Source organism: Micromonospora sp. NPDC049049 (genome assembly GCF_040649115.1).
In the GTDB taxonomy this organism is placed as follows: Bacteria; Actinomycetota; Actinomycetes; order Mycobacteriales; family Micromonosporaceae; genus Micromonospora.
The window spans coordinates 37,766-49,334 of the sequence record NZ_JBEZEX010000034.1; the positions used below are offsets into that span (position 1 = coordinate 37,766).

9 protein-coding genes are annotated in these 11,569 nt (G+C 69.7%); 2 read left to right on the forward strand and 7 right to left on the reverse strand.

The window, feature by feature from the left end; genetic code table 11:
- Positions 1–36: 36 nt before the first annotated feature.
- Positions 37–618 (forward strand): TetR family transcriptional regulator, encoded by a 582-nt coding sequence (locus AB0B68_RS27150; protein ID WP_357263625.1) that lies wholly within the window; start codon positions 37–39, stop codon positions 616–618.
- 23 nt (positions 619–641) lie between these two features.
- Here AB0B68_RS27150 and AB0B68_RS27155 read toward each other — a convergent pair whose 3' ends face one another.
- The 4 genes from AB0B68_RS27155 to AB0B68_RS27170 all read right to left on the reverse strand — a co-directional run bounded on the left by AB0B68_RS27155 (position 642) and on the right by AB0B68_RS27170 (position 5,742).
- On the reverse strand, positions 642–2,015 hold the full coding sequence (locus AB0B68_RS27155) for an N-acetylmuramoyl-L-alanine amidase (protein WP_357263628.1): 1,374 nt from the start codon (positions 2,013–2,015) through the stop codon (positions 642–644).
- Positions 2,016–2,081: 66 nt separating this feature from the next.
- The gene (locus AB0B68_RS27160; RefSeq protein WP_357198963.1) at positions 2,082–3,248 is read right to left on the reverse strand and encodes a peptidoglycan DD-metalloendopeptidase family protein; all 1,167 of its coding nucleotides are present in this window, start codon (positions 3,246–3,248) and stop codon (positions 2,082–2,084) included.
- A 218-nt stretch (positions 3,249–3,466) separates the two neighbouring features.
- Positions 3,467–4,450: a hypothetical protein gene (locus AB0B68_RS27165; protein ID WP_357263631.1), complete on the reverse strand. Its 984-nt coding sequence runs from the start codon at positions 4,448–4,450 to the stop codon at positions 3,467–3,469.
- Positions 4,447–5,742 carry an MFS transporter gene (locus AB0B68_RS27170; protein ID WP_357263634.1) on the reverse strand — a complete coding sequence of 432 codons (1,296 nt, stop codon included), beginning with the start codon at positions 5,740–5,742 and terminating at the stop codon, positions 4,447–4,449. The genes AB0B68_RS27165 and AB0B68_RS27170 overlap by 4 nt, the downstream gene beginning before the upstream one ends.
- A 213-nt stretch (positions 5,743–5,955) precedes the next feature.
- Here AB0B68_RS27170 and AB0B68_RS27175 point away from each other — a divergent pair, with 213 nt between their 5' ends.
- Complete coding sequence (locus tag AB0B68_RS27175; protein WP_357263637.1) at positions 5,956–7,335, forward strand: DNRLRE domain-containing protein; 1,380 nt, start codon at positions 5,956–5,958, stop codon at positions 7,333–7,335.
- Positions 7,336–7,521: 186 nt separating this feature from the next.
- Here AB0B68_RS27175 and mmsB read toward each other — a convergent pair whose 3' ends face one another.
- The 3 genes from mmsB to chvE all read right to left on the reverse strand — a co-directional run bounded on the left by mmsB (position 7,522) and on the right by chvE (position 11,535).
- Complete coding sequence (mmsB, locus tag AB0B68_RS27180) at positions 7,522–8,772, reverse strand: multiple monosaccharide ABC transporter permease (protein ID WP_355006870.1); 1,251 nt, start codon at positions 8,770–8,772, stop codon at positions 7,522–7,524.
- Complete coding sequence (gene mmsA, locus AB0B68_RS27185; RefSeq protein ID WP_357208410.1) at positions 8,769–10,307, reverse strand: multiple monosaccharide ABC transporter ATP-binding protein; 1,539 nt, start codon at positions 10,305–10,307, stop codon at positions 8,769–8,771. The genes mmsB and mmsA overlap by 4 nt, the downstream gene beginning before the upstream one ends.
- An 85-nt stretch (positions 10,308–10,392) precedes the next feature.
- Positions 10,393–11,535, reverse strand: coding sequence for a multiple monosaccharide ABC transporter substrate-binding protein (gene chvE / locus AB0B68_RS27190; RefSeq protein ID WP_357263640.1), 1,143 nt, complete (start codon positions 11,533–11,535; stop codon positions 10,393–10,395).
- Positions 11,536–11,569 lie beyond the last annotated feature (34 nt).

Below are 11,569 nucleotides of genomic sequence, written 5' to 3' on the forward strand. Positions count from 1 at the left end.
AGTCTCCGGGCCACCCACTGTGAAACGATCGAGGCCATGCCCAAGAAGGTCGATCACCAGGAACGACGCACCCTCATCGCGGACGCGCTGATGCGGGTCGCCGCGGATCAGGGCCTGGAGGCCGTCAGCCTTCGACACGTCGCGGCCGAGGCCGGGGTCTCGGCGGGGATGGTCCAGCACTACTTCCGGACCAAGGACGAGATGATGGCCTTCGCGTTGAGTGTGGTGCGGGAGCGCAGCCAGAGCCGGGTCACCGAGGCGGTGGCACGGCTGGGCGAGACCCCGTCACCTCGACTGCTGCTGCGGACGATGCTCGCCGCGCTGCTGCCGCTCGACGAAGGCACCCGCGACAACGGGCGGGTGGCGCTCGCGTTCCTCGCCTACACGGCGGTGCGACCGTCGGCCGCGCCCAGCCTGCACGAGGACACCGCGCAGTTCACCGGGTTCATCGCCAGCGTCCTGCCCGACCGGCACGGCGTCGCCGCCGCGGCCGGCCTGCTGGCGCTGATGGAGGGGCTCGGTGTCTACCTGCTGGGCGGGCAGTACACCGCCGAACAGGCGCTGGGCGCGCTGGACGCCCAGCTGGACCTGCTCTTCGGCTCGTCGGCGGCCGCCTGAGCGTTCGTGGTCGTACCGCGCCCTCAGCAGCGCGGCACGTTCGGGATGTACCCGTCGTAGCCGGTCAGTACGAAGGCGTCGGAGACGTAGCGGTTGGTGCCGATCCGGTTCCAGACGGCAGTCGTGCCGTACGGGCCGGTGACAGTGCTGCCGACGGCCTGGCAGTAGACGGCGACGGTGGCGCCGTCGGCGACCGAGCCGACGACCGGATAGCTGGCGCCGGGGCCGGAGCGCACGTTGAGGCTGGACGCCTCGGTGGTCACCGTGCCGGAGCCGATGCCGGTGATGCCATTCACCAGCTGCATGTAGTAGGTCCAGTTCCAGTTCGGGCCCGGGTCGGTGTGGGTGGCACCGGGCACCTCACTGTGGGCGATGATGTGCGCCCTGTCCCGGGGAATGCCGTACTTCGTGGTGAGGCTGCGGGTGAGCGCGGCCGAGGCTCGGTACATGGCGTCGGTGAACCAGGCGGGGTTGTCGACGAACCCCTCGTGCTCGATGCCGATCGACTCGGTGTTGTAGGTCCAGTTGCCGGCGTGCCAGGCGATGTCCTTCTCCCGCACCGACTGGGTGACGGCCCCGTCGGAGGAGCGGAAGGTGTAGTGCGCGCTGGCCTGGGCGGCCGGGTTCTGGAACCAGCTGACGGCGCCGGCGTACGAGCCCTGCGTCAGGTGGATGACGATGCGGGTGACCGGGTGACTGCCCGGTCGACTGGCCGCCGTGTAGTTGCTCGTGCTGGCCGGCGCCCACGCGGCCGGCCCGTAGTCGGTGCTCAAGGTGCCGATCCCGCCGAGCACGGCGGCCCGCTCCAGGCCACCCCGCCGGGGCGCGACCGGTCGCCCAGCCACCGCCTCGCCGCGCTCGGTGAACCCGGTCCGCAGCAGGTCGTAGATGGTGTCGGCGTAGAGCCGCGCGACCGACGCCTCGCTGGCGCCGCCGTACCGGGCTACCGCTCCGTACCAACCGTTCACGTCGTCGCGCGCCGCGGCGGTGAGGCCGGCCTGATCGGCGTACGAGCGCAGCACGGCTGCCGCCCCGAGCACGTTCGCCGCGGGTTCGGTCCGCAGCGCGGTCGGGCTGAGCCGGGTGAGCGCGGCAGCCTCGTCCAGGGTGCGCACGCCGGGGACGCTCGCCAGGTGCATCAGCCCGTGACCGCCCGCCGCGCTTGGTGTGCGGGCGTGCATGTCGAGCCGCGACTCGGCGTACCCCAGTGCCACCAGCAGGTCGCGTGGCACGTCGTACCGCGCCGCGGCGGTGTCGAATGCGACGGCGAGCGGGGCGGCCGGCGCTGGCGTTCCACCGGGGTCGGCGACAGCCGGTGACGCGACCGCGACGACTCCGGTCAGGGCGGTGGTCAGGGCGAGCAGGAGCCGGCCCCGGTGGAAGGTGCGAACGGACATGAGTCCTCCTTGCGATGACTGCGGGTTGGCGGCCGGTGAGCCGCCAACCCGCAGGGATGGACCTCGTCAGCACCAGCCGTTGATCGGGCCGTTCACACCGGTCGACAGGTAGGCGTCGGACACCCAACTGCCGTCGCTCAACCTGTTCCAGAGCGCCGTGGTGCCGTACCGGCCGGTGTGGGAGGTGCCGTTGGCGGAGCAGGAGATGGTGACCGTTGCGCCGTCGGCCACCGAGCCCAGCGAGCCGTAGCCGGTCCCCGGCCCGGCACGTCGGGTGAGCACCCCGCCGCCGTTCGCGTCGACGACCCCCTGGTTGAAGCCGAGCGCGCCGTAGTTGTACAGGCCGCCGCCGGCGCCGGCCCAGGCCGACCCGTGCCGCGCCCCGCCCTGGTACGCGGCGGCGCCGTTGGCGAGTACCCACTTCCCGATGTCGTGGCCGGCGATCGGCACGTACGCGCTGTTCTGCCGGAGCCCGAAGTGGACGTGCCGACCGTAGGCGGCTCCGCCGCAGGTGACGTCGGTGCCGGTGTTGCCCAGGACGGCGCCCTGGCCGACGCTGGCGCCGTTGACGGAGATGCTGTTCCACAGGTGGTAGTAGTCGGTCGAGTAGCCCCGGTCGTGAATGACCCGGATCCATCCCTGGCACATCGTGTACGCCGCCCCGGCGCGGGCGGCGCGGACCACCTGGTCGCCACCGGCCAGGTCGACGGAGCTGTACGGCGACTCGGTTCCACCCCAGCCGTGCGGGCCGCTGGTGAGCGTCCACGTCTGGCCCACACCAAACGGCAGGGCCATTCCGGTCCGGTAGTCCCCGCCCGCGTACATCGGGGTGGGGGTTGTGGTGAGCACGCTCTTCTCCTGGCTTGTCATCAGGGGCGATTCCGCGGCCAGCGCACCGAAGGTTGCCTCGCCGTCGAAGGCGATGCGCCACCCGGCGGGCTCGGACCGGGCGATGAAGATCGACCCGGTCGGGTGGGCGTCCTTCTGTCGGGACGCGAGCGCGACGGCGGTGCCGAAGGCCCACCGGCCGCTGGTGCGGCTGACGGTGATTCGGGTCTCTGGTTGGGCATCGGCGGCGGACAGCTCGGCGGTGCCGAGCAGTTTGGCGGTCACCGCACTGGTGAGCGTGGGGGTCACGGCTGCGGCGGCGGCACTGGGCGCGGCCCCGATCAGGCTCGTGACCGTCATCAGGGCCGCGGCGACGCCGCCGGCCACTCGTCGACCGTGTTTCATCGTACCCTCACCTTCGATTGGGGCTCGGGCCGGCTTGATGCAGAGCCCGTGGCCGCTGATGGGTGCAGTGCCGGCGGGCCTGAGCAGCGGCGACTGCAAGGTTCGAAAGATAAACGTAAATATTGATGACGATTGTTGTGTAGTAAAACGTCGAAGTCAACGCGCTCATCGAAGGTTTCCTACAGGTTTCCGGACCGCCGGGGCCGCGGACCGGACCGTCAGGTGAGCGGGGACGGCGACTCCGCGCCGGGGATGACAAGCGTCGGCGTGCCGGACCCGTCCGCCGCAACGCCCCAGACGTCGGGCTGGCCGTCGTCGCGGCGCAGCGTGTAGGCCAGCTTGCCGTTGTCCAGCCACGCGGCCTGGTCATCGACGCTGCGGACCTCGGCGGTCGCGGTGACCCGCATGCTCGACAGGTCCAGGACCGACAGCCGCCAGCCCTTCGCCGGGTCGGCGTCGACCGCCTCCTTGAACGCGAGCCGGGTGCCGTCCGGTGACAGCGACGGGCATTCGACGTTCTCCTTCAGCGTCTCGACGGTACGAGCCGCGAGGTCACCCCGGACGAGGTATCTCCTGCCCCCGGTCGCCATCGTCGCGTAGAAGCGGTTGTCGTCGGCGGCGAAGGTGACGCCCCAGTAGTTGACGTCCGCGTTGCGGTAGCCCCTGCCGTCCCGGGTGATCGCGAACTCTTCGAGCGAGGCCACAGTGGTGTCGGTGCGGGCGTCGAGGATCCCGGTGCGGGTGGAGAAGCCACTGGAGGTGTACGAGTCACCACCGACGAACGTCGTCCAGGAGACCATTCGGCCGGACGCCGAGACCCGGGCCCGGTTCGGCAGCCCCGGCACACTGACCGCCCTCGTCTGGCGTAGCGTCGCGTCGAGGACGACGACCTGGTACGACCACGCGGTCTCCGGCTTCAGGCAGACCCCGGTGCCGGCGGCCGCGTACACCCGGAGGCATTCCAGGCCGGCGATCATGCGCGGCCCGGCGGGGTCGGTCGCGGCGACTGTGGAGACGTGCCGGTCGGTGATCGCCAGCAGGCGCGGCCCGGACGTCAAGGTGACCGCCTGCTCGGCGCCGGCGGGTGGCGGCGTCCGGGGAGCCTGCCCGGCCCTGGCGGCGTAGCCGGCCGCCACCGCGCCCAACAGCACGGCCGAGGCGACCACCACACCGAGCTTCGCTCGGGTCGACATCGCGGTCATCGGGGCACCTTCCGGGTGGTGAGTCGAGACGGGGAGGCCAGCAGGAGCAGCGTGCCGACCAGGACGCCGGCGACGGCCACGGCCGCCGCGCGGATCGCGCTCTCCGGCCCCCACGCCTGCCAGGCCAGACCGAACAGCACGGAGGAGACGAGGTACGCGAGGGCCTGCCCGGTCTGCACCAACGCGATTCCGGTGGTCCGCAGACGCGCCGGCAGCACCGGACCGGCGAGCGCGATGAGGATCCCGTCGGTGGCCGCGTAGAAGGCGCCGTACAGGGTCAGCGCGAGGGCGATCAGCGGCCAACCGTCGACCGGGCCGGCCAGCAGCAGGTACGTCGCGCCGAGGGCGGTGTAGCCGCCGATCACCACGGGCAGGCGACCGATCCGGTCGGCGAGTACGCCGAGCGGAGCGGCGAGCAGCAGGTACGCCAGGCTGGTTCCCACCGCGAGCAGCGGAAACCAGCGCAGGCCGAGGTCCATTCGGCGTTGCAGCAGCAGGTACACGAAGCCGTCGCCGATGGTGGCCAGCCCGAGCATCGCGGCGGCCAGCACCAGCCGCCGGGCCGGTCCTGCGCGCAGCAGCCCGAACGCCTCGCGGACGGAGACCTTCGCCTCGTTGGTCTCGTCCGCCGCCCCGCCGTCCACCCCCTCGCCGGACGGCTGCTCCCTGACGAAGAGCACGAGCACCACCACGGCCAGGGCTGCGATGCAGAAGCTGGTGACGAACACCGCGTCGTACGACTGCCCGACGACCAGCAGGACCGCGAACGCGGCGAGTGGCCCGAGGAACGCGCCGACGCTGTCCATCGCCCGGTGCACCCCGAACGCCCGACCCAGCGCCTCCGGAGGCGTGGAGAGCGTGATCAACGCGTCACGCGGCGCGCTTCGCACCCCCTTGCCGATCCGGTCGACGGCGATGACCGCGCCGATCGCCGGGATCGACCGACCAGCGAGCAGCAGACCGAGCTTCGCGACCGCCGAGAGCGCGTACCCGATGCCGGCGATCAACTTGCGCCGCCGGAACCGGTCGGCGGCGAAACCACCGACGACCCGCAGCAGCGCTGTGGCGCCGGTGTGGACGCCGTCCAGCACGCCGAAGGCCACCGGGCTGAGGTGCAGGCCCAGCACCAGATAGAGCGGCAGGACCGCGGCCACCATCTCGGCCGACACGTCGGTGATCAGACTGACCGTGCCGAGCGCGACGACATTGCCGCTGACCATCGTGAACCGACGGCGGTGAGGCCCCGATCCTGGCTCATCGGCGACCGGTCGGGAGACGGTCGACAGGTACACGAGCATCTCCTCTGATCGACGGGCAGCCATCGTCCGTACTCAGTGGAGGAGGCACAACGCACCGCGGGTGGCATCCGGGCGAGGGACTGTTGAACAGGCTCCCAACAGCGAGGTGTTCGCCTGTCGGGACGCACTGTTCATCCGCCCGTCGCCCGCCGGCTCATCGACCTTCCTACATTCCTTGCGCTCTTCCCACGAGGTAAGGAGTCCTGGATGGACATTCGATTCCCCCGTCCGTCGGTGACGCTGGGGGTGGTCACGGTGATCGTCGCCGCGACCGCCGCCGTCGTCGTGACCGGCGCCGGCGCGGCGTCGGCGGCGAGCGTGACCTTCACGCCCGTCGCCGACACCTACGTCCAGAGCGACACGGCGGCCACCAACTACGGCACGTCCACGCAGGTCGTGGTCGACAACTCGCCCGTGCGGCGCTCGTTCCTGCGCTTCACGGTGAGCGGTGTCAGCGGCACGGTGACCGGCGCCAAGCTGCGACTGCGCACGATCAGCGGCAACAGCGGCAGCGACGCCGGTGGCACGTTCCGCCGGATGTCCAACACGACCTGGTCGGAGACCGGCACCACCTGGAACAACCAGCCGGCCATCGACGGGGCCACGCTCGGCACGATCGGCGCGGTCAGCGGCAACACCTGGTACGAGGTCGACGTCACTGCCGCTGTCACCGGCAACGGCACGTACAGCTTCGGTGCCACCTCGACCAGCGGTGACGGCGCCTACTACGACACCCGCGAGAGCGGCGCTGACGCTCCGCAACTGGTGGTCACCACCGGCAGCACCACGCCGCCCCCGTCGGGCGACCCGGTCTTCGTCGGCGCCGGCGACATCGCCGACTCGGGCTCCGGCGACAGCGCCACCGCGACGCTGCTCGACAGCATCCCGGGAACGGTCTTCACCACCGGCGACAACGTCTACGACAGCGGGACGGCGTCGCAGTTCAACAGCTACTACGAGCCCACCTGGGGTCGGCACAAGTCCCGCACCCGCCCGTCGCCGGGCAACCACGACTACAACACGTCGGGCGCGAGCGGTTACTACAACTACTTCGGTACGTCGGCCGGCCCGAGCGGTCGCGGGTACTACTCGTTCGACCTGGGCAACTGGCACGTCGTGTCGCTGAACTCGAACATCAGCATGTCGGCCGGCTCGACGCAGGAGCAGTGGCTGCGCGCGGACCTGGCCGCCAGCAGCAAGCCGTGCACTATCGCGTACTGGCACCACCCGCTGTTCACGTCCAGCTCCAACCACGCGCCGTCGACGTCGACGCGCCCGCTGTACCAGGCTCTCTACGACTACAACGCCGACGTCGTGGTCTGGGGGCACAACCACGTGTACGAGCGGTTCGCCCCGATGAACCCGGCCGGTGGCGCCGACTCAAGCCGGGGTCTGCGCAGCTTCGTCGCCGGGATGGGCGGCGCCGGCCACTACGGCTTCGGCACCATCCAGCCCAACAGCGAGGCGCGTAACAGCTCGGCGTGGGGGCTACTGAAGTTCACCCTCCACTCCAACAGCTACGACTGGCAGTTCGTACCGGTAGCCGGCCAGACCTACACCGACACCGGCACCACCACCTGCCACTAACCAACCCCACCCCACCCCGCCCCCCCACCCCACCCCACCGCCCCGTCGATCTTGCACTTTCTGTCCCGACTTATGCCGCATAAGCCGCAGATCGTCGACACCAAGTGCAAGATCGCGGAGTCGGTTGGAACGCAGATGGCCCCTGACCGCGTAGCGGTCAGGGGCCATCTCGGCTTCGTGCAGGCGTCAGCGGGCGGTGCCGGCGCGACGCTTGTTGTAGACGTCGAAGGCGACCGCGACGAGCAGAACGAGACCCTTCACCACCGACTGGGTCGACTGGTCGATGCCCATCAGCTGCATGCCGTTGCTCATCACCGCCATGATCAGACCACCGACCATCGCGCCCACCACGGTGCCCACGCCGCCGGTGACCGCCGCACCGCCGATGAAGGCGGCGGCGATGGCGTCCAGCTCGAACATGTTGCCGGCGGCGGGCTGGGCGCCGTTGGACCGCGACGAGTAGATGACGCCGGCCACCGCCGCCAGGAAGCCCATGTTGACGAACATCCAGAAGTTGACGGTGCGGACCTTCACCCCGGAGAGCGCCGCCGCCGACAGGTTGCCGCCGATCGCGTAGACCTGCCGACCGAAGACGGTACGCCGGGTGAGCAGGCCGTAGACCAGCACCAGGACCGCCAGGATGATCAGCACGATCGGCAGCCCTCGGGCGTGCGCCAACTGCCAGGCGAAGTACATGAGGACCGCGCCGACCAGCACGACCCGGGCGACGAAGAGCGGGAACGACTCGACGGGCTGCTGGTAGCGGATACGCGCCACGCGGGTGCGGAAGCCGCTGACCGCGTAGCCGGCCACGGCGATGGCGCCGATCAGCAACGTGAAGGCGTCGAAGCCCTGCCCACCGAGCAGGCCGTTGAGGAAGCCCGCCGCGACCTGCTGGTACTCGGACGGGAACGGCGACAGCGAGATGTTGTCGAGCACCCGCAGTGTCAGACCCCGGAACAGCAGCATGCCGGCCAGGGTCACGATGAAGGCCGGAATGCCGGCGTACGCCACCCAGAACCCGTGCCACGCGCCGACCGCGACGCCGACGACCAGCGCGGCGACGACGCCGATCCACCACGGGTGACCCTGCTGGATCACCAGGACGGCGGAGACCGCTCCGGTGAGCGCGACGACCGACCCGACCGACAGGTCGATGTGCCCACCGATGATCAGGATGACCATCCCGATCGCGAGGACCAGGATGTACGAGTACTGGAGGACGATGTTGGTGATGTTGCCGGGGCTCAGCAACACCCCGTCGGTCAGGACCGCGAAGAGCGCGACGATGACGACCAGGGCGACGTAGATCCCGCTCTGCCGCAGGTTGTTCAACACCAGCGCCCGCAGGTCGCTCGTCCCGCTGTGCAGGGCGGCGCCGGGCGCGCTGTCCGGGGGCGTGGGGCGCTCCGTCGAAGGGGTCTTGATGCTGGTCATCCGACGAGCTCCTTGTCCTTGGTCATCAGCTCCATGAGGCTCTCCTGAGTCGCCTCGGCCACCGGCATCTCGCCGGTGATCCGGCCGGCGGCGAGGGTGTAGATGCGGTCGCACATTCCGAGCAGCTCCGGCAGCTCGGAGGAGATGACGATCACTGCCTTACCGGCGGCCACCAGCCGGTTGATGATTGTGTAGATCTCGTACTTGGCGCCGACGTCGATCCCGCGGGTGGGCTCGTCGAGGATCAGCACGTCCGGGTCGGTGAACAGCCACTTCGACAGCACGACCTTCTGCTGGTTGCCGCCGGAGAGCTTGCCGACCACCGCCATGACGCTCGGCGTGCGGATGTTCATCTCCTTGCGGCTCGTCTCGGCAACCTTGATCTCCTCGTTGCCGTTCACCCAGCCCAGGCGGGACAGCCGGTCCAGCGCGGCGGCGGACACGTTGCGCCGCACGTCGTCGATGAGGTTGAGCCCGTAGCGCTTGCGGTCCTCGGTGACGTAGGCGATGCCGTTGTCGATCGCCTCGGCGACGGTGCGCGCCTGCACCTCCCGCTCGTGGACGAAGAGTCGGCCCCGGATGTCGCGCCCGTAGGACCGACCGAACACGCTCATGGCCAGCTCGGTCCGACCGGCGCCCATGAGGCCCGCGATGCCGACGACCTCGCCGGCGCGTACGGACAGCCCGACGCCCTCGACGACCATCCGGTCCTGGACCGGGTGCCGCACCGTCCAGTCCTCGATGCGCAGGACCTCGTCACCGGGCGACGACTCGCGGTCGGGGTAGAAGCTGTCCAGGTCGCGCCCGACCATGCCGCGGATGATCCGCTGCTGGGTCACCTCGTCCGACCTCATGTCGAGGGTCTCCACGGCGCGCCCGTCACGGATGACGGTGGTCGAGTCGGCGATGGCGGTGATCTCGTTGAGCTTGTGCGAGATCATGATGCAGGTGATGCCCTGCTCCTTGAGCGCCCGCAGCAGGTCGAGCAGGTGCGCCGAGTCGATGTCGTTGAGTGCGGCCGTCGGCTCGTCCAGGATGAGCAGGCGCACCTTCTTCGACAGCGCCTTGGCGATCTCCACCAGCTGCTGCTTGCCGACACCGAGCTGAATGACCGGGGTGACGGGGTTCTCGTGCAGCCCGACGGACGCCAGCAGCTTCGCTGCTTCGGCGTTGGCGAAGTTCCAGTCGATGAGCCCGCTGCGGCCGCGCCGCTCGTTGCCGAGGAAGATGTTCTCCGCGATCGACAGGTACGGCACCAGAGCGAGCTCCTGGTGGATGATGACGATGCCGTTGGCCTCGCTGTCGCGAATGCCGCGGAACTGCATCGGCTTGCCGTCGAAGAGGATCTCGCCGTCGTACGAGCCGGACGGGTAGACGCCGGACAGCACCTTCATCAGGGTGGACTTGCCGGCGCCGTTCTCACCACAGATGGCGTGGATCTCCCCGCGGCGCACTGCGAGGGTGACGTCCTCCAGCGCGGTCACGCCGGGGAAGGTCTTGGTGATGCGACGCATCTCGAGGATGGTGTCGTCCATGGTCACTGTCCTCCGTCAGGTCTGGACGCGGTACACGCCCAGGCGTCGGGCCCGGCGGGTGTGACCGCCGGGCCCGACGAGTGGCTTACTTCTTGGCCTGACCGGCGGCGACCTCTTCCGCCGTCCAGTAGCCGGAGTCGATCAGCGTCGCCTTGATGTCGTCCTTGTAGACGGTCGCGATCGGCAGCAGGTACGCCGGGACGACCTTGACACCGTTGTTGTACGTCTTGGTGTCGTTGGCCTGCGGCTCCTTCTTCTGAAGGAAGGCCTCGGCCGCGTTCACGGCCTGCTCGGCCAGCAGCCGGGTGTCCTTGAAGACCGTGGAGCTCTGCACGCCGTCGTTGATCAGCTTGATCGAGGCGATCTCCGCGTCCTGGCCGGTCACCACGGGGAGCTTCTTCGCGCCCTTGCCGTAGCCGGCGTTCTGCAGGGCGGTGATGATGCCGCGGGAGATGCCGTCGTACGGCGAGAGCACCCCGTCGACCTTCGAGCCGTCGTTGTAGGCCGAGGTCAGCAGGTTCTCCATCCGCTTCTGCGCGGTCTCCTGCTGCCACCGCAGGGTGGCTACCTGCTCGGGGGTGGTCTGCTTGGACTTGACGACGAGCGTGCCATCGTCGATGAACGGCTTCAGCGTGTCCATCGCGCCGCCGAAGAAGAACTGGGTGTTGTTGTCATCCAGCGACCCGGCGAAGAGCTCGACGTTCAGCGGCCCCTTGGCGGTGCCCTTCGAGCCGTCCTTGTTCAGCAGGCCGAGACCGACGAGCAGCGCGGTGCCCTGGGCGACGCCAACCTTGTAGTTGTCGAAGCTGACGTAGAAGTCGACGTCCTTGCTGCCACGGATCAGTCGGTCGTAGGAGATGACCGGGATCTTCGCGGCCGCGGCGGCCTGCAGCTGGCTGCTGAGGGCAGTGCCGTCGATCGCGGCGAGGATCAGGACGTCCGCACCCTGGGTGATCATCTGGTCGACCTGCTGCGACTGCGTGGGGATGTCGTCGCCGGCGTACTGGAGGTCGACCTTGTAGCCCTTGGCCTCCAGCTTCGACTTGACCGCGTTGCCGTCGGCGATCCACCGCTCCGACGTCTGGGTCGGCATCGAAACACCGATGGTCAGGTCGCTCGGCTTCTCGTCGCCGGACTTCTCACCGCTGCCCGCACCCCCGCCGCTGCACGCCGCCAAACTCAGCGCGAGTGCCGCGCCGCCGAGAGCAACCAGGAATTTCCTGCCCACGGGCTTCTCCTCTCTGGACTCCCCCGCCGACTGC